Source organism: bacterium (assembly GCA_020444325.1).
Lineage (GTDB): Bacteria > Bacteroidota > Ignavibacteria > SZUA-365 > SZUA-365 > BM516.
Genome location: JAHLLD010000001.1, coordinates 26,518 through 44,883, shown reverse-complemented (window position 1 = coordinate 44,883; position 18,366 = coordinate 26,518). Strand labels below are relative to the sequence as shown.

The window sequence follows — 18,366 nt, the reverse complement described above, 5'->3', positions numbered from 1 at the left end:
CCATACTCCAGGGATGATTGTTATCACCCTCGCTTTCCTCCACCTCCTCGCCGTGATTGCATGGCGGTGGTGGATGGAGGCGGATGTGGCGATGCTGGTGAGCATGGGGGAAATGCTGCGCGGGGGAGCGGTGCCGATGCGGGATATGATCGACACGAATCCCCCGCTCATCATGTACCTCAGCGTCGTACCGACCTGGGTGCGGGATGTTGCCGGAATCGATATCGTCCGGGCCACACATCTGAGCGTCCTCGCATTGATTGCCGCGAGCGGGGGAGTGGGTGCGTGGCTGCTCGCACGCGTGCTGCCTGAGGAGCGGCGCTGGCTGCCGGCGCTGTTCCTGCTGCTGCTCGCGAATGTCACGGCGCTGCTGCTGTACCGAGGGGATTACGGTCAGCGCGATCAGCTGATTTTCCTCATGCTTCTGCCCTACGCGCTGCATGCCGCATTGCGACTGCAGGGGGAGCGGAGTCCCGCTCTGCTGCAATCCCTCATCGCCCTTTTCCTCGCCGTGGCGCTGCTGATGAAACCGATGTACGGCGCCCTGCCGGTGGGAGTGGAGCTGTGGCTGCTCATCCGCCTCCGCTGGAAATCCTACCTTCAGCTGCGCCGGTTGCGCGTGCCTCTGGAAGCAGCCGCACTCGTCATCATCCTTTTCCTCCTCCTGCCGTCGCTGCGGGATTATTACGGGAACTGGTGGCCGCTGTTTGTGGACTTCCACCGCGCGATGGGATACGATCCGCTCGGGGAGTTTGGTGGACTGCTGCTGTCATGGGAATTCCTCGTGTCCGTCATTTCCTTCGTCCTTGCAGTATTCCTGGCGAGGGGACATGCGCGGTGGATGCAGTTGATTCAGCTTCTCGGCATCCTCTTCGCGGCAATGGCCATCGCCATGATTGTGCAGGGGAAGGGGTGGAGCTATCACTACGTCCCTCTTCACCACGTCGCCGCGCTGATCGTCGGCTTCGCGATGTACCTGTTGATATGGAGGCAGGTGCGTGAGGAAAAACGTCCCCGCGCCACGATGCTGCTCCTCGTCGTTTTTCTCCTGCTGCAGATCGGTTTCCTGCCTCGTCCCTCATTCTGGCTGCACGCCGACGCCCCGCGTCCCGCAGGCAACGCCGTATCCTCCCTCATCACCCAGCTGTCCGACAAGGACGATTCCATCGTCGCGATTTCCGACGAAGTCGATCCCCAGTTCCCCGCCATCACGTATGCGGGACGACGTTACGGCTCGCGTTATTACTATGCATTCCCCGTCACCATGTGCTACGCGGGAAGGAACACCATCTCGCCCTGGCCCGACCGCGCCTGGTTCGAGGAAAAATACTACCGCGAGTTGATGGAGGACATCCGCACCCACGCGCCTGCCATCCTCCTCATCGAACGCGGCGCCTCCTACTGGAACTTCCCTCCCGGCATGACCATCTACACCTGGCTGCAATCCCGCGGCTTTTTCGAGCAAATCGCCCCCGATTATGCAGAAACTGCATATTTGTCCGACTACAACCTGGAAATCTGGGTGAGAACCCACTCCGACAGGAGAATGGATTGAATTCTCCAGCAGATAACCACCGAGGGATCGTATCCATCGACGCAACACAAAACCCGCGTCGGAAGCTGCAAGGGAATTCAATCCATGCTCCACAGGATGTTTATCGATCGAAGGGAAATCAATCCATTCTCCACGGAAGCATTATTCCATTGTTCCATCTTTTCATATTTCTATCTTTCCATCGACCTGATTCTCAGTAACAAACCCCCGGAGCTCAACTCCCCCCATGTGCGGCATAAACGCTATATACCATTTCAAGACCGAAGCCCGTGTGGATCTCGCCGAGCTGCGGGAGACGCGGGATCACATGAGCGCGCGCGGACCCGATGGCTACGGGGAGTGGGTGTCCGACGACGGACGCGTGGGCTTCGGCCACCGGCGCCTCTCCATCATCGATCTCTCCGAACGCGGCGCGCAGCCGATGCACTCGGTCAACAAACGCTTTACCATCACCTTCAACGGCGAGATATATAACTATCAGCCGCTACGCCAACGGCTGCTGGATGAGGGATGGCAGTTCCATTCGGAGACGGACACGGAAGTCCTCATGGCACTGTATGCGCGGCATGGGGTGGACATGCTGCCGATGCTTCGCGGGATGTTCGCGTTCGCCATCTGGGATGCCGAGCGGAAGCGCCTTTTCGCGGCCCGCGATCCCTATGGCATCAAACCGCTGTACTACGCGAGCGACGGACACAGCATCCGCCTCGCTTCGCAGGTCAAAGCCCTCGTCGCCGGCGGCAACGTCTCCGCCACCATCGACCACGCCTCCCTCATGGGCTTCCTCATGCTCGGCTCCGTCCCCGAACCCCGCACGATTTACGAAGGCATAAAGGCATTACCTGCGGGCTCGTATATCGAGGCAGACGCAAAGGGCTTCCGGGATCCCGTATCATATTTCTCATTACCCGAGATATTAGGAGAAGGGATTGAATCCCTTTCCAAATACACGTCCACGGGTTCAAACGCACATTCATCGAAAAAATCCTCTATGTCAGGGTCGCAGGGGGATTCAATCCCTGCTCCACGTGATGATGCAGGGTCGCAGGGGGATTCAATCCCTGCTCCACGTGAGGTGATCTCCGCGGCCCTGAAGGATTCCACCTCCCACCACATGATCGCCGACGTGCCCGTGGGAGCATTCCTTTCCGCGGGAATCGATTCGGGGTCACTGGTTGGACTCGTGCGCGACGCGGGCATTGAAGACCTGCGCACGGTGACGCTGGCGTTCGAGGAATTTCGCGGGCGGCATGATGACGAAGCGCCACTTGCCGCGGAAGTGGCCGCGCATTACGCGACCGATCACCGCACGCGCATGCTCACGCAGCAGGAATTCTCCGGCGATCTCGAGCATATCCTTCACGTGATGGATCAGCCATCCATCGACGGTATCAACACGTATTACGTCAGCAAGGCGGCGCAGGAAAACGGACTCAAAGTCGCGCTGAGCGGATTGGGAGGAGACGAACTGTTCGCGGGATATAACACCTTTGAAGATGTCCCTGCCTGGGTACAGCGTTTCCGCATTCCATCCAAAATGCCGCTGCTGGGGGATACTTTCCGCACGCTGTATTCCTCGCTTGTTGCGGGGAAAACCGGCCGTTCACCCAAGATCGCCGGCGTGCTCAAGTACGGCGGCAGTTATCCCGGCGCGTGGTTTTTACGCAGGGGACTGTTCATGCCGTGGGAGCTGGCCGAGCTGTTCGATCAGGATATGGTGCACGACGGGATACAGCAGCTGCAGCTCATGGAGCGTATAGAAGCCGCCATGCAGCCGGATCCGGGAAACGCCTATGGACGTGTGGCCGCGCTGGAAGCCGGACTGTACATGCGCAATCAGCTGCTGCGTGATTCCGACTGGGCCGGCATGGCGCACAGTATCGAGATCAGGGTGCCACTGGTGGACAGTGTCCTTCTGCAGTCCGTCGCACCCCTGCTGCCGCCCACCGTTCTCACCGAGCGCAAGCGCTACCTCGCGCACGCCCCCTCGCGTCCCATTCCCCAGAAACTCCTCGACCGCCGCAAAACCGGCTTCCAGGTCCCCATCCGCCACTGGCTCGAGCAGGACTCCCGCATCGACAGCTGGAAAGCAGTCCCAGCGTTGTCGGGTCCGGCTGCAAACTGGGAAAGAAAATGGGCTTTTGTGCTGGCTTCCAGACTGCTCGGTAAGTAGGTGTTTCGCCGCTCGCTGCGCTCGCGTCGAGGTGTTTGTCTTCCGCTGCGCGGAGGCCAGTTCTTTATCCCCGCTGCGCGGGGATAGTTTTCGGCAGCATCCGTGTAATCTGTGTACGCCCCGGAGGGGCAATACCTGCGCTCCGCGTAGCGGAGGGCAAACGCCTCCGCGAAGCGGAAACACCTCCGATTGACTCAGCGAAGCTGAGGTCAATCGGAAAGAACCCTGTAACATACCCGCACCCATTGTGTCAATTCCCGCGTAGGTGACAAACACCAATGAAGTTTGTTCCCTCCCCCGATCTTCGTATTTTTCGATAATTGACCGAACTGGAGCGCATGCGCTGATGATGCTATATCCCATACTCGCCCTGCTGCTTGCCGTGACGGCGATGCCATTGTGCATACGTCTCGCCCGGCGGTACGGATTGCTGGATCGTCCCGACGAACAGCGGAAAATGCACGCGGAAAGCGTGCCGTTTACCGGTGGGTACGGGATCATCGCGGCGTTCACCGTGGCGATGGGGGTGATGCTCGCAATCGAGGGCGTGGGTTTTTTCGCAGCCGAGTACGCGAACTTCGTGCCGATGTACCTGTACATCGCGGAAGCAACGCTGATCATTGTCGTCCTCGGCGTCATCGACGATCTGCGCGAGCTGACGTATTCGCAGAAGTTCTTCTTCCAGTTCATCGCGGCCTTCCTGATGATTCTCGGGGCCACGAAATCGAACCTTTTCCCTTCAGTGTTCAGTATTGAGAATTCCGGCGTGCTGGTGAATTCCATCGGCATGGTGGTGTCTCTGCTGTGGCTGGTCGGGACGACCAACGCCATCAACATGATTGACGGGATGGATGGACTCGCGGGCGCGACCTCGCTGATTTCCGCCATTGCGCTGGCGGTGGTGGCTTTTCTGTGGGGCAATCCGGTGATCGGACTCATGCTGCTTACGCTGAGTGGCGCTATCCTGGGCTTCCTGACCTTCAACACGCATCCCGCGCGCATCTTCATGGGTGATGGGGGATCGATGTTCATCGGCTTCGTCCTCGCCTTCAGCGGCTGGATGATCGTCGACGCGGGACCCGACGATTTCATTTCCATCCTCGTCCCCATCATCATTCTGGGACTCCCGGTTTCCGACACACTGCTGGCATTTTTCCGGCGCATCATGCGCGGGTCCAACCCCTTCTCGGCCGACCTGCTGCACATCCACCACATGGTGAAAGAGCGCTTCAACCTCTCGCTCAGTCGCTCGGTCGGTGTGCTCGCTCTGCTGTCCTCCCTCTACGGCATCGCCGGTATCGCGGTGGCCATGCTTCCTCCCACCGGGGGATGGATACTCATCGGTGTTCTCATCGCCGGCAAGGCCGCCTTCCTTCACAAGCTTGGTTACACCGAACTCGTGCTGCCCTCGCTCGCGGCTCGCAGACGCGCGCGCCGTCACATCCCCAATTTCGAAGCCCTCGCGCATGATGTCCTCGTCCGCAACGGGAACGGGAAATCGAACGGCATTCATGCCAACGGGAATGGCGTGCACGTGAACGGCAACGGGATTCACGTCAACGGGAATGGCGTGCATGTGAACGGCAATGGCATCCATGTCAACGGCAACGGCAACGGCAACGGAGTGCATTCCAACGGAAATGGACTGCATACGAATGGGAATGGTTTCCATGCCAATGGAAAAAACGGGAACGGTCATCACAAGAACGGTAATGGCACTTCCAGCGGGAAAGAAAAGAAGAAGTCCAACGACGGAGATCGCGCTGCTGATTCAGACGCCGCATGAGCTTCGTCCACCACCACATAGAAATGTTCTCCCTGACTTATTCTGTGAGTATGTATGTCGTATAACATCAGTGTTGTAGGAACAGGCTACGTAGGCCTGGTTTCCGGCACCTGCTTTGCCGAGAACGGCAACCAGGTGATCTGCGTCGATAATGACCCGAAGAAGCTGCAGAAGCTGAATAATGGACAGATCCCGATTTACGAACCGGGACTGCATCCCCTGTACGAACGCAATTATCAGCGTGGACGATTGAAATTCACTGACGACCTCGAGCACGCGGTGCTGAATTCGGATGTGATTTTCCTCTGTCTCCCTACGCCTCCGCAGGAAGACGGCAGCGCCGACCTGCAGTACGTGCTGAAAGTGGCCGAGGACATCGGCAACATTCTCGCGAAGCACGCACCGCAGCCGTTCAAAGTCATCGTCGACAAGAGCACCGTGCCGATTGGGACATCGGAGAAAGTCACCGAAACCATTCGCGCGAACTATGACGGCGAATTCAGCGTGGCATCGAACCCGGAATTCCTGCGTGAAGGCTTCGCGGTGGAGGACAGTCTGCGTCCCGATCGCGTGGTCATCGGCGCCAGCGACGAGCGCGCCATCGACATTCTCACCGAACTGTACGAGCCTTTCGTCCTTTCCGGAAATCCCATCATCGTCATGGACGAACGCAGCGCGGAAATCACCAAGTACGCCGCCAACTCGCACCTGGCCATGCGCATTTCCTTCATGAACGACCTGGCCAACCTGTGCGAAATCCTCGGCGCCAACATCGACAACGTGCGCCGCGGCATCGGCACGGATTCGCGCATCGGCAAGAAATTCCTCTTCGCGGGATCCGGCTACGGTGGCAGTTGTTTCCCGAAGGACGTCAAGGCACTGCTCAAGACCAGCACCAACGCGCAGAACACCCTGCGCATCGTGCAGGCAGTGGAGGATGTCAACGCCGATCAGCCCAAGCGCTTTTTCAAGAAAGTGTATGAGTACTTCGACGGCGATCTCGCGGGCAAGACCTTTGCCATCTGGGGACTCGCGTTCAAGCCCAACACCGACGACACGCGCGAAGCCCCGGCCTTCATCATCATCGATCACCTGCTCGACGCCGGTGCAAAAGTGCAGGCCTACGATCCCGAGGCCATGGAAAACACGCGTGAGCTGCGTTTCGGCGACCGCATCACTTATGCCGAAGGCGCCTACGCCGCACTCGAAAACGCCGACGCCCTTCTCCTCGTCACCGAGTGGAATGAATTCCGCATGCCCGACTGGAAGAAAATCCACTCCATGCTCAACGTCCCCGTCGTCTTCGATGGCCGCAACATCTACGACATGGAAGAGATGGAAGAGAACGGGTTTGATTATTTCTCGATCGGACGTCCCCCTGTACGCGGAAGGAAATAGATTACGCAGGAGTAAGAGCTACGCAGATTTAACGCAGGAGTAAGAGCTACGCAGATTATCGCAAATTAAACGCAGATTATCGCAGGGAAGGATTTTATAATTTTTACCTGCGAGAATCTGCGGAAAATCAGCGAGAATCTGCGTTCCTCTTCAGTTGATACCTATGAACTTCATCACCACCACCCTCCCTGGCATTCTCCTCATCGAACCGAAGGTCTTCGGCGATGAGCGGGGCTTTTTTATGGAGAGCTTCCGGAAGGATGCGTTTGAGGCGCAGGGGGTGCCGGCGCTGGTGCAGGATAATCATTCGCGGTCGGTGAAGGGGACGCTGCGGGGACTGCATTTCCAGCATCCGCATGGACAGGGGAAACTCATTCGCGTCACCACTGGAGCGGTGTATGATGTGCTGGTCGACGTCCGTCACGGCTCGCCGACCTTCGGGAAATGGGAAGGACACGAACTCAGCGCCGAAAACAAGCGGCAGCTCTGGGTTCCCCCCGGCTTCGCGCACGGCTTCTGCGTCCTTACCGACAGCGCCGACTTCCTCTACAAATGCTCCGACTACTACCACCCCGAACACGAACACACCCTCCTCTGGAACGACCCCGCCATCGGCATCACTTGGCCAGTGGATGAACCGCTGCTGTCAGAGAAGGACCGGAAAGGGTTGCGGTTGAGGGAACTTGAAAATCTGCCGGAATACATGTAAGATTTCGCGGATTCAGCGCAGAGGAAAGAGCCACGCAGATTCTCACAGATTAAACGCAGATTTTCGCCGGTATGAATTTGTATTCAACCTCACCTGCGAAAATCTGCGTAGCTCTTAATCTTTGAAACTTCAATTCCCACATATCACTCCCCGGGTTTATGCATCTGTTCTGATGCTGCTACCGATGATCGGGTATGTGGTGCTGCTTCAGCACTACGGTGTGAATATCCCTGCGCTGGATGATTACGATACGATACTGGCACACGTTGTTTCTGATCGGGCAGATTTATCGGGGTGGATTGCGCAGTTCAATGAGCATCGGGTGGCATGGATACGGCTCAGTGCATCGGGGTATTATCATCTGTTCGGTGAGATAAATTTTGAGCATCTGATGTACTTCGGAAATCTCGCGCTGCTGCTGCTGTTTCTGTTGCTGCTGAAAATGTACAGGTCTCTCAAATATCCGATCATGTTTTTCGTGCCGGTAGCGTATCTGCTGTTCCAGCCGCAATCGTGGCGAAACATGATCTGGGCAATGGCCTCGCTGCAGAACTTCTGGGTCCTTTTGTTCGTACTGCTTTCCCTCCTCCTGTGGAGCAGGGGAAAGACGTGGTCATATCTCGTGGCGGCCGTATTTGCCGTGATGGCTGCGTTCACAGGTGGAAACGGGATACTGGTTTTCGTGGTGTTGCTCATCTGGGAACTGTTCAGAATCGCAGGGAATCTGAAGTCCCGCCGTTATGTGAACTGGAAACTGGGCGTGCGCGAAAATCTGCACCTGGGCATTCTCATTATCGCTGCCGCCAGTGCAGCGTACCTGTACCTCGATGGCTATCAGACTCCGGGGCATGCACCGGACCTCGTCGCAGCACTACTCAATCCCGTTTTGGTGATGAAGACTGCCGGAATCCTCGCCGGATCGTATCTGAAGTTTCTGGACCACAGGCTCGTGCTGGCGGTAGGAGTGGCTGAGGCGCTGTTCTTCGCTTTCCTCACCTGGAAAGGATACATGCGGCGAAATCCCGTGGCTTATTACTTTCTGCTTTTCCTCTTCCTGACCATGCTGCTAATCGGACTCAGCCGCTCAGGCTGGGGCGAACACCAGGCTCTGATTCCACGGTACAGAATTTTCGCCATTGTCGCTCTCATCATGCTGTACCTGGCATTTATCGAGTACGCCGGACCCTGGTTGAGATCAAGGAAAAACCTCGTTTGGGTCATTGTGTCCCTCGCACTGCTCTTCAATCTCGGCTCCATTCACATGTCCCTGCCCAGCATGCGAATCATGAAAACCCGACTCACACACGGACTAAGCGAATGGAAGCAAACCGGCACGGGCCTCTACCATGGAATTCCTCCATTCGCCAACCGACTCATGGAGGAAGCCATCAAAAAAGGAATCTACCATCCCCCGGAGAAACTCGCAGATTGAACGCAGGAGGGAAGAGCTACGCGGATTCTCATAGATTAAACGCAGATTTTCGCCGGTTAGTCTTGAAGAATTGTTATACCTGCGAAAATCAGCGATAACTCAGCGAAAATCTGCGTTACTCTTTTTTCCCATTTCACTCAGCGATAATCCGCGTGTAATCCGCGATAATCTGCGTTCCTCTTCCCTCTGCGTTCAATCTGCGCCCGGGAATTCCCTCTGAGGAATCTGTGTTTAAATCCGTGTAATCTGTGGTTGCATTTAATTAGACAGACATGAGACAAATTTTACATATCCTAACATTTACCATGCTCGTTTCCACGGCCATGCTGCATGCCCAGGGCACGGGGTCGGTGCGGGGCAGGGTGCTGGATGCGGTGACGAAAGAGCCGCTGGTGGGTGCGAACGTGTTTTTGAAGGGCAGTTCTTTCGGGGCGGCGACGGATCTGGAGGGACGCTATGTGGTCGACAATGTGGATGCGGGCACCTACCGGGTGCAGGCTTCTGTCATTGGCTACAAGGCGCAGATCGAGACCGATGTGGTCGTGCAGCCGGGACGCGAGACGCAGGTGGATTTCGACCTCGCTTCCACTGCCATCGATCTGGACGAAGTGGTGGTCGAGGCGGATTATTTCCGCGAGAATGCGGATGCGCCGGTGAGTGCGCAGACGCTGTCGTATGAGGAAATCCGCCGTTTCCCCGGGGGACAGGAGGATGTCGTGCGCGCCATTGCGGTGCTGCCCGGGGTGGTGCAGGCGTCGGCGGGACGAAACGACCTGATCGTGCGCGGCGGCGCGCCTTCGGAAAATCTTTACGTGGTTGATGGACTCGAAATTCCCAACATCAATCACTTCGGCACGCAGGGCGCGACCGGGGGTCCCCTGAGCTTCATCAACCTGGATTTCGTGAAGGACGTGACTTTCGCGACCGGGGGATTTGGTCCGCGCTACGGCGACAAACTTTCTTCCGTCATGAACATCACGCTGCAGGAGGGTCGACGTGATCGCCTCGGCGGCAAGGTCAACGTGTCCGCCACACAGTTCGGACTCAATTCCGAGGGTCCCATCGGCGAACACGGTTCCTTCCTCTTCAGCGCCCGGCGCAGCTACCTCGATTTCATCTTCAAGGCCGCGGGCTTCGGCTTCGTGCCTGAATACTGGGATTTCATCGGCAAGGCCACGTACGACATCGACCGCGCGAATGAAATTTCCTTCCTGACCATCGGCGTGCTCGACAACGTCCGCTTTTTCAACGACGACGAGGAGCAGCGCTTTTCCAACAGCCGCGTGCTAGGGAATGCGCAGGATCAGTATTTCTCCAACATCCGCTGGAGGCATCTGATGGATAACGGCTTTGTGAGCTTTGCGCTTGGGAGGACGTTCGTCGATTACAGTTTCCTGCAGTCCGATTCCCTGCTCAATCCTGTTTTCGTCAGCGACTCGAAGGAAGGGGAGACGAGTCTGCGGGCGGATGGCGTGTTCCTTCTCGATGACCGCGCACTGGAGCTGAGTTTCGGTGTGCAGGGGAAGCGGGCGAAGATTGACGGCGCATTTGCGTGGACCCCGACCCCGGACAGTTTCAACGAAAATCCGATGATCAGCAACATGGAAAACCAGTGGGATACCACTGCGTACAAGGCCAATGCATACGTGCAGCTGGCGCGTGATCTGCTGCCGAAGCTGCGGGTGACTGTTGGGGGACGCATGGATTATTTCAATCTCATCGAAAACCCCGTCGCCATTTCCCCCCGGGCATCGGTCCGGTATTCCTTCACCGACGTGACTTCCGTCACTGCGAGCGGAGGCACGTACTATCAATCCCCCAGCTACATCTGGCTGATGTCCAATCCAGCCAACACGAGCCTGGATTTCGTGAAAGTGCAGCAGACCGTGCTCGGCGTCGAGCACCTGCTGCGCTCCGATCTCCGTGTGCGTGTGGAGGGGTATTACAAGGAGTACCACGACTATCCCGCCAGCAGTGAGCGTCCCTGGCTCGTGCTCGCCAACACCGGTGCCGGCTTTGGCGGAGCGGAGAGCGGTTTCGACGCCTTCGGTTTCGACAACCTGCAGAGTGTGGGAAACGGCACCTCGCGGGGAATCGAACTGCTCGTGCAGAAGCGTCTTTCGGAGCTACCGTTTTACGGGATATTCAGTCTGTCGCTGAACGAGACCGAGTACACCGCGATCGACGGCGTGTCGCGTCCCGGACTCTACGACCAGCGCGTCATTTTGAATTTGAGTGGGGGATGGAAGATCGGGGAGAAGTGGGAAGTCTCGTCGAAATTCCGTTACGGCTCGGGCACGCCCTACACCCCCTTCCAACCGGACGGCAGCCGCAATTACGAGGCAGATTACAACGAAGCCCGTCTGCCGGACTTCCACTCCCTCGACCTCCGCGTCGAGCGTCGCTGGCTGTTCAGCGGATGGAGTCTCATCACCTACATCGACATCCAGAACCTCTACAACCGCAAGAACGTCCAATCCTACCGCTGGGATCCCCGCAACAACCGCGTCGAAACCCAGGGCGGGAGTATCGGGATCTTGCCGAGTATCGGAGTGTCCGCGGTGTTCTAGATTACGCAGATGAAACGCAGAGGGAAGAGCTACGCAGATTTTCGCGGATAATCCGCAGATTCTCGCAGGTATATTTTAACAAAATTCTCTCAGCGAAAATCTGCGATTAATCTGCGAAAATCTGCGTAGCTCTTCCCTCTGCGTTCAATCTGCGGCCTTCTCCAATCGATTCATCACTGCCACCCCCACTCCCACGGCTTCGATGGCGGGGCAGAGGATGATGTCGACGTTGGCGGTGTCGAGGGATCGGAGTCCGGCATACAGCAGGCGCGCGTAAGAGAGAGCGCTGCCGTCGCCGAGAGAGAAGAAGACATGTTCACCGCAGTCGCGGTAAGAGGAGGGGGCAAGGAGTCCCACGCGCTCGTTCTCTTCAAGATGCCCTGCAATGCTTCGTTGCAGGGCATTCTGCATTTCAGTGGGATCGGATTCCCACGGGATGATCTTCAGCGGAGCATGCGGCGCGTAGTGACGGTACTTCGTTCCCGGTGAACGAGGTGCGCCGGATTGCGCATCCGCGAAATAGACATTTCCCTGGATCACCTCTTCGATATCCTCGCGCGTGACGGTACCCGGACGCAGAATGACCGGTTGCGGGGAAGTGAGATCGAGTACCGTGCTCTCGATGCCGACGGGACAATCTCCGCCATCGAGCACCGCGTCGATGCGTCCGTTCAATTCCTCGAACACCGTTTGCGCCGTGGTGGGGGATGGACGTCCCGAAAGATTGGCCGAAGGTGCCGCGACGGGGACCCCGGCAGCTTCGAGCAGTCGGCGTGTGACCGCGAGATCCGGCATGCGGAGGGCCACCGTATCGAGCGCGGCCGTCACCACATCCAGTACCGCCGCATTGTGCCGGACGATAAGGGTCAGCGGTCCCGGCCAGAACTCATTGGTCAGCTCCGCAAACAGCGGCGGTTCGACCTGCATCAGCTCCCTTGCCTGCTGCACGCTGCTGACATGCACGATCATCGGATTATCCGTGGGACGCCCCTTCACCTCATACACCTTGCGCACCGCCTGTTCATCCAGCGCATTCGCCCCCAGTCCATACACCGTCTCCGTCGGAAACGCCACCAATCCCCCCTCCCGCAGCAACCGCGCCGCCGTGGTGATATCTGTGTGGGTGGTATGGAGGAGATGAGTATTCATACTGGTAAAGGAGCTACGCAGATTTTAAGAGCTACGCAGATTATCGCTGATTGGTCGCAGATTCTCGCTGAGTGAAATGGGGGAGAAGAAGATGAACGCAGATTCTCGCTGAGTTATCGCAAATTTTCGCAGGTATAAAAATTCTTCAAGCCAAACCGGCGTAAATCTGCGTTTAATCTGTGAGAATCTGCGTAGCTCTTCTCTCTGCGTTAAAATCTGCGTTCCGCTTAATTTCATTCATCAAACAGCCTCCCCTGCACATCGGCTTTTTTTCCGCGGCGGGGGGGCGCTTCCTTGTTGATGTTGTTCTGTTCCATCATCATTTCATGGGCGGTGCGGAGGAGTCCGGTGATTTCTGTGTGGAGATGCGGGATACCCTCCCGGGCGTCCTTCACCAGCTGGGACGCCACACGCGCAAACGCCTTCGAGAGCAGCAGCACGCGCGCGATTTCCTGCGAGTGCCATTCCGTGAACTCGATCGAATATTGCAGCGAATTCCCGCCGAGGAAAAACAGGCGAATGCCGAGCCGTTTGCCCGCGGCCGACAGCTGTTCCCATCCATCATACACACGCAGCAGATTGCCGGTAAGCAGGTAGCGGTCGTCATCGACCACGAACTGCAATTCCTCCCGGAAACCTTCCTTCAATACGCGCAGCGGCAGCGGCTCGAAATCCTCAAACAACCTGAGCAGCGTTTCGTCATCCTCGCCCTTCTCAATCCTCACCCGCTGCACCATCTTTTCCCGCACCCTGTAGTACATCCCTTCCTCATCCACAAACGGGTGCCACGCACCATCCGACTGCAAAAACTTCCCGGCCTTCGCCAGGCGTGATATGGGTGTTTGTTGGTAGCGCATGTGGTAAAAATACGAAAGCAAGATGAGAAGAGGAACGCAGATTTAGCGCAGGAGGAAGAGCTACGCAGATTATCGCGGATTAATCGCAGATTCTCGCGGAGTAAAATGGGGGAGAAGAGGAACACAGATTTTCGCTGATTGACCGCAGATTCACGCAGGTAAGTGGTAAGAAAGCCTTTCCTGCGAAAAGCTACGTATTTATTTGCGACAATCTGTGTAGCTCCTCCAACCGCGTAAAATCTGCGCTGCACATCTAGGGGATGTACCGATCCGGTTGGGTTTTATGACTTGTTGGAGATGATGTGGAAATGCAAATTGTGTCTCCACATTGAGACATCGGTATTGGGAGTATCTGATGGAAATGGAGAAGATCAACGAATTGACCTCAGCTATTATTGGCTGTGCGTACAAGATTCATTCAGCGCTGGGCCCAGGTCTGCTCGAATCAGCGTATGAAGCCTGTCTTGCATTGGAAATTCGTCAAGCTGGCCTCAAAGTTGAGGAGCAGGTTCCAATTCCCCTTGTTTACAAAACAATCCGTCTAGAAGTCGGCTACCGGCTTGATCTGCTCATAGCAAATGAGGTCATTGTCGAAATCAAAACCGTCGATAGAGTCATTCCGATGCACAGAGCGCAACTGCTTACCTATCTCCGCTTAACGGACAGAGAAATCGGACTCATCCTCAATTTCAATGAGCACAACATGCAGAAAGGAATCCATCGCGTCACGCGTGAGTACGAAAGAAAGCGCCTCCGCGAACACTTCCTTCCCGATCCCCCCCCACGCTCATCCTAACCACCACCAGCGACAATCCGCGTTCCTCTTACATTCATACACCAGCGACAATCTGCGACCAATCAGCGATAATCCGCGTTCCTCTTACATTCATACACCAGCGACAATCCGCGACCAATCAGCGATAATCCGCGTTCCTCTTACATTCATACACCAGCGACAATCCGCGACCAATCAGTGATAATCTGCGTTCTTCTTACATTCATACACCAGCGATAATCCGCGACCAATCAGCGATAATCTGCGTTCCTCTTACATTCTCTTGCATTAGATAACCTAATATAGTAAGTTAGTTTTATGTCTAAGTATATCCGCTCATTCATTGCTCTCTACCCCGACTATGAAGCGCTGACTCACATTAGCGACTTTATCGGCTGTCTGGGATCTGAGGACCGCTCCATTCGCTGGGAGCAGCCGGATAAAGTCCACATAACCCTCAAATTCCTCGGGGATGTCGAGTCCGCGACGCTGGATGCGATTGCGCGGGAGATGGAGGCGGAGGTGCGCAGGGAGGGCGAGATTGTGGCGGAGATAAATCGTACGGGCGGGTTTCCGAATCTGCGCAGGCCGAGGATTGTGTGGCTCGGGTTTGCGGAGGCGGTGCCGCGGGTGATGGGACTGCAGCGATGGACGGAGGAGCTCTGTGCACGGCATGGACTGGAGCAGGAGAAGAAGAAATTTACACCGCATTTTACCGTCGGCAGGGCGCGCCGCGGGGCGGATACCGGGGGTTTGGAAAATGCGCTGGCAGCATGTAGTTTTCAGCCTGCGACGGTGCATTTTTCCGCTGTACATATAATGGAAAGCACGCTCACCCCCAGGGGAGCGATACATAAAGAACGCGCCCGTATTTCACTCATACCCGGGACATAACTGCGGGGACGTTTTACCAAACGAAGGAAATGACAATGGCTGAAGACAACGGCAAGCTTAAAGCTCTCGATCTCGCGATGCAGCAGATCGAGAAGAATTTCGGGAAGGGATCGATTATGCGCCTGGGAGACGGTGTGATCGCGCAGGTCGAAACCATTCCTACCGGGTCCATTTCCCTGGATGCTGCGCTCGGTATCGGCGGTATTCCCAGGGGACGTATTGTGGAAATCTACGGACCGGAATCTTCCGGGAAGACCACCGTCTGCCTCCACATCGTCGCCGAGGCACAGAAGCGTGGCGGCATGGCGGCCTTCATCGACGCGGAGCACGCGCTGGATATCGGCTATGCCCGCAAGATCGGCGTGGATGTCAGCAACCTTCTCGTTTCCCAGCCGGAATATGGCGAGCAGGCACTCGAGATCTGCGAGACGCTGGTGCGCTCGAACGCGATCGATATCATCATTATCGATTCCGTCGCCGCGCTGGTGCCGCGCGCGGAAATCGAAGGCGAGATGGGAGATCCGACCATGGGTACGCAGGCCCGCCTCATGTCGCAGGCGCTGCGCAAACTCACGTCCGCCATCAGCAAGAGCAAGACGACGGTGATCTTCACCAACCAGCTGCGCTCGAAAATCGGCATCATGTTCGGCAACCCGGAAACTACCACGGGCGGTAACGCGCTCAAGTTTTACGCGTCCATTCGCATGGATATCCGCCGCAAGGATGTGCTCAAGGATACCGGCAACATCATCGGGAATCGCGTGCGCATCAAGGTCGTGAAAAACAAGATGGCACCGCCGTTCAGGGAAACGGAATTCGATATTCTGTACAACGAAGGCATCTCCAAAATCGGTGACCTGCTCGACGTGGGCGTCGAATGCGGCGTGGTGCAGAAAAGTGGTTCGTGGTTCTCGTACGGGGACGAGCGGCTGGGACAGGGTCGCGAGGGTGTGCGGAAATTCCTCAAGGAAACGCCGGAGTTGCTGCAGCGCATCGAAAAGGATGTGCAGCGTGAACTCGGTATCGGCGTGTTCGAAGAGGAAGCGCCCGCCGATGAAGGGAAAAAGGAAGAAGCGGAAGACGCTGCTGAAACAGACACGAAGGGAAAGAAAAAATAACGGAGTTTGTTATGCGCACACGCGCTCTTCTGCTGTATCCTCCTATCGTACTCATTGCCGCGACGATGCTGTTTTCCACGGGCTGCGACAATGATTTTTCCCCGAAGTCGGACTTCGAGAGTAAAATCGCAGTGTTCTGCATTCTCGATCCCGTGCAGGAAGTCCAGACCGTCGTGGTGGCGCGCAGTTATGACGCGGAACTGGGCATTTCCCTGCAGCCGCTGACCAGCAAGGAGGTGGAGGGCGCGACCGTACGTATTTACGGGGAAGGGAAAACCTTCGATTTCAAGGATACCCTGGTAACGCTCGATGACGGCGGAACGCGAACCGCGTGGATCAGCCGGGAACTCGTGCCCAAGCCGGGTTTGAATTACCGGCTGCAGATCGACGTGCCGGAAGAGCCCCAGCTCAAAGCATCAATTTCCCAACCGCCGCGCATTTACGTGCAGGCGAAAAGAACGCGGCCGGATACGGGCGATGGACATGTGCGCGTCTATCCCGCCGCGACGGGTTTCCCCGTTCCGCCGGACGCATATTATTTCAGGTTGTTCGTGGAAACATGGAAGCTGCTTCCCAGTGGGGATACGATCAAGCCGCGGCTGGAGGTGCCGATCTATAGCTCTCCGGGAGGCGGTGGATGGGTGTATTCCGCCCCGTCCCGCGCCATGGAGGCGGCCTTCCTGCCCGGAGTTGTCAGGCAGTTTGTCGATGCCAATGAACAGCCGGCGGATTCGGTGCTGTCGCGACGATGTATCGTCAAAGGATACGCGATGGATCGTCCCTTCTACAGTTATTACAAAATCGTGCGGGGGTTTGACGATCCCCGGACAGTGCGTCTGGATCTGCCGGATGTGTCATTTATCGAAGGGGGACTGGGAGTGTTCGGCGCCGTCACGCCGGATTCAACCCAGTACAGCGTTTTCCTTTTCACCAACTGAGTTTTCTGCGTATCTTTTACATCTGTGCTCCGATTTGCCTTGCGCCAAACCGGATACAGGTGCGTAGTTAGTTGACGCATGCCGCTTTCTCTACTTTCGAAACTCGAGGTACTTTTGCAGTCGCGATATATTCTTCCCTTCGTTGCCCTCTTTCTTCTCGCCGGATGTGAGAATACCTTCACACCCAAAGCGCCGTACGAAGAGCGCATCGTGGTGTTCAGCGTCCTCGACCCTACGGCGGCATACCAGGTCGTGCGCCTGGAATCCACTTACGATGCCGATCTGAGCAATCCTGACGAGCCGCTGACGCAGAACGTCGTTGATTCCGCCCGCGTCACGATTTCCACGCCGCGCAAAAGTTTCGTGTTTCATGATACACTGATTGCGTTGCCTGACGGCAGCCAGAAGCGTGTGTGGGTGAACTACGACCTCGTACCGACCGAAGGAATCGATTACACGCTCGCCGTCGATGTCCCGGGTTTTGAGAGGATATCTGCTTCGACGCAGGTTCCGAGCCGTGCGTACGTGCAGATACGGAACACCGTGACCGGTCTTCTCGTCATCGGGGAGGACGAAACGGCGTATCCCCCGGATGCCTTCCAGTTCCGCCTCTGGGTCGTCGGTGAAAAGGTTGAAGGAGGGAATACCACTGAAATCCGCAAGGAAGTTTTGTGGCGGAAGGAAAACACAGGCAGTGAAGATGAGTGGGTTTACACGGAGCCTTCACGTGCCAGCGAGATAAAATTCAGTATAGATAAAATTGTCGAGGCGCAGGAGCAGCTTCGTGCGGAGCAGAATGTGTCCGGCAAGTATCTCGCGGCGACATCCTATTCACTCGACAAATTCATCTACAGCTATTACAAGCTTGTGCGTGGCTTTGACGATCCGGTGTCCGTGCGACAGGATCTTCCGGATGTGTCCAACATCCGCAACGGTGTCGGCATCTTCGGTGCCCTGTATCCGGACTCCACCCGTGTCAGTTACAGCTCCATCGTGACACAGTAAGCCCGAA

The 18,366-nt window shown here is 56.7% G+C and carries 14 protein-coding genes; 12 read left to right on the top strand and 2 right to left on the bottom strand.

Annotation, left to right across the window (positions count from 1 at the left end; genetic code table 11):
- The first annotated feature begins 13 nt into the window (after nucleotides 1-13).
- From KQI65_00165 to KQI65_00135, 7 genes are all read left to right on the top strand, one after another.
- On the top strand, nucleotides 14-1,555 hold the full coding sequence (locus tag KQI65_00165; protein ID MCB2203131.1) for a hypothetical protein: 1,542 nt from the start codon (nucleotides 14-16) through the stop codon (nucleotides 1,553-1,555).
- A gap of 226 nt (nucleotides 1,556-1,781) precedes the next feature.
- Nucleotides 1,782-3,728 carry an asparagine synthase (glutamine-hydrolyzing) gene (gene asnB, locus KQI65_00160; protein MCB2203130.1) on the top strand — a complete coding sequence of 649 codons (1,947 nt, stop codon included), beginning with the start codon at nucleotides 1,782-1,784 and terminating at the stop codon, nucleotides 3,726-3,728.
- 346 nt (nucleotides 3,729-4,074) lie between these two features.
- Nucleotides 4,075-5,514 (top strand): hypothetical protein, encoded by a 1,440-nt coding sequence (locus tag KQI65_00155; protein MCB2203129.1) that lies wholly within the window; start codon nucleotides 4,075-4,077, stop codon nucleotides 5,512-5,514.
- 54 nt (nucleotides 5,515-5,568) lie between these two features.
- On the top strand, nucleotides 5,569-6,912 hold the full coding sequence (locus KQI65_00150) for a UDP-glucose/GDP-mannose dehydrogenase family protein (GenBank protein ID MCB2203128.1): 1,344 nt from the start codon (nucleotides 5,569-5,571) through the stop codon (nucleotides 6,910-6,912).
- A 163-nt stretch (nucleotides 6,913-7,075) separates the two neighbouring features.
- Complete coding sequence (rfbC, locus tag KQI65_00145; protein MCB2203127.1) at nucleotides 7,076-7,621, top strand: dTDP-4-dehydrorhamnose 3,5-epimerase; 546 nt, start codon at nucleotides 7,076-7,078, stop codon at nucleotides 7,619-7,621.
- A gap of 172 nt (nucleotides 7,622-7,793) precedes the next feature.
- A complete protein-coding gene (locus KQI65_00140) occupies nucleotides 7,794-9,053 on the top strand; it encodes a hypothetical protein (protein ID MCB2203126.1) in 1,260 nt (419 codons plus the stop codon).
- A 272-nt stretch (nucleotides 9,054-9,325) separates the two neighbouring features.
- Nucleotides 9,326-11,623 (top strand): TonB-dependent receptor, encoded by a 2,298-nt coding sequence (locus KQI65_00135; protein ID MCB2203125.1) that lies wholly within the window; start codon nucleotides 9,326-9,328, stop codon nucleotides 11,621-11,623.
- Between the two features lie 144 nt (nucleotides 11,624-11,767).
- Here the strand turns inward: KQI65_00135 and KQI65_00130 are convergent, their stop codons facing one another.
- Both KQI65_00130 and KQI65_00125 read right to left on the bottom strand, forming a co-directional pair.
- Nucleotides 11,768-12,772, bottom strand: coding sequence for a threonylcarbamoyl-AMP synthase (locus tag KQI65_00130; protein ID MCB2203124.1), 1,005 nt, complete (start codon nucleotides 12,770-12,772; stop codon nucleotides 11,768-11,770).
- Nucleotides 12,773-13,005: 233 nt separating this feature from the next.
- Nucleotides 13,006-13,629 (bottom strand): hypothetical protein, encoded by a 624-nt coding sequence (locus KQI65_00125; protein MCB2203123.1) that lies wholly within the window; start codon nucleotides 13,627-13,629, stop codon nucleotides 13,006-13,008.
- Nucleotides 13,630-13,990: 361 nt separating this feature from the next.
- Here KQI65_00125 and KQI65_00120 point away from each other — a divergent pair, with 361 nt between their 5' ends.
- From KQI65_00120 to KQI65_00100, 5 genes are all read left to right on the top strand, one after another.
- Entirely contained in the window at nucleotides 13,991-14,425 is a 435-nt protein-coding gene (locus KQI65_00120; protein MCB2203122.1) for a GxxExxY protein, read from the top strand.
- A gap of 297 nt (nucleotides 14,426-14,722) precedes the next feature.
- On the top strand, nucleotides 14,723-15,298 hold the full coding sequence (thpR, locus tag KQI65_00115; protein MCB2203121.1) for an RNA 2',3'-cyclic phosphodiesterase: 576 nt from the start codon (nucleotides 14,723-14,725) through the stop codon (nucleotides 15,296-15,298).
- A gap of 35 nt (nucleotides 15,299-15,333) precedes the next feature.
- A complete protein-coding gene (gene recA / locus KQI65_00110) occupies nucleotides 15,334-16,416 on the top strand; it encodes a recombinase RecA (protein MCB2203120.1) in 1,083 nt (360 codons plus the stop codon).
- An 11-nt stretch (nucleotides 16,417-16,427) separates the two neighbouring features.
- A complete protein-coding gene (locus tag KQI65_00105) occupies nucleotides 16,428-17,354 on the top strand; it encodes a DUF4249 domain-containing protein (protein ID MCB2203119.1) in 927 nt (308 codons plus the stop codon).
- Nucleotides 17,355-17,432: 78 nt separating this feature from the next.
- A complete protein-coding gene (locus KQI65_00100) occupies nucleotides 17,433-18,359 on the top strand; it encodes a DUF4249 domain-containing protein (GenBank protein MCB2203118.1) in 927 nt (308 codons plus the stop codon).
- The last annotated feature ends 7 nt before the right edge of the window (nucleotides 18,360-18,366 follow it).

Bases quoted from the DNA above. Each gene is read 5' to 3' on its own strand.
- KQI65_00140 (MCB2203126.1), top strand. From the start codon at position 7,794: ATGCTGCTACCGATGATCGGGTATGTGGTGCTGCTTCAGCACTACGGT.
- KQI65_00120 (MCB2203122.1), top strand. From the start codon at position 13,991: ATGGAGAAGATCAACGAATTGACCTCAGCTATTATTGGCTGTGCGTAC.
- recA (MCB2203120.1), top strand. From the start codon at position 15,334: ATGGCTGAAGACAACGGCAAGCTTAAAGCTCTCGATCTCGCGATGCAG.
- KQI65_00100 (MCB2203118.1), top strand. From the start codon at position 17,433: ATGCCGCTTTCTCTACTTTCGAAACTCGAGGTACTTTTGCAGTCGCGA.
- KQI65_00105 (MCB2203119.1), top strand. From the start codon at position 16,428: ATGCGCACACGCGCTCTTCTGCTGTATCCTCCTATCGTACTCATTGCC.
- KQI65_00155 (MCB2203129.1), top strand. From the start codon at position 4,075: ATGATGCTATATCCCATACTCGCCCTGCTGCTTGCCGTGACGGCGATG.
- thpR (MCB2203121.1), top strand. From the start codon at position 14,723: ATGTCTAAGTATATCCGCTCATTCATTGCTCTCTACCCCGACTATGAA.
- rfbC (MCB2203127.1), top strand. From the start codon at position 7,076: ATGAACTTCATCACCACCACCCTCCCTGGCATTCTCCTCATCGAACCG.
- KQI65_00130 (MCB2203124.1), bottom strand. From the start codon at position 12,772: ATGAATACTCATCTCCTCCATACCACCCACACAGATATCACCACGGCG.
- asnB (MCB2203130.1), top strand. From the start codon at position 1,782: ATGTGCGGCATAAACGCTATATACCATTTCAAGACCGAAGCCCGTGTG.
- KQI65_00125 (MCB2203123.1), bottom strand. From the start codon at position 13,629: ATGCGCTACCAACAAACACCCATATCACGCCTGGCGAAGGCCGGGAAG.
- KQI65_00135 (MCB2203125.1), top strand. From the start codon at position 9,326: ATGAGACAAATTTTACATATCCTAACATTTACCATGCTCGTTTCCACG.
- KQI65_00165 (MCB2203131.1), top strand. From the start codon at position 14: ATGATTGTTATCACCCTCGCTTTCCTCCACCTCCTCGCCGTGATTGCA.
- KQI65_00150 (MCB2203128.1), top strand. From the start codon at position 5,569: ATGTCGTATAACATCAGTGTTGTAGGAACAGGCTACGTAGGCCTGGTT.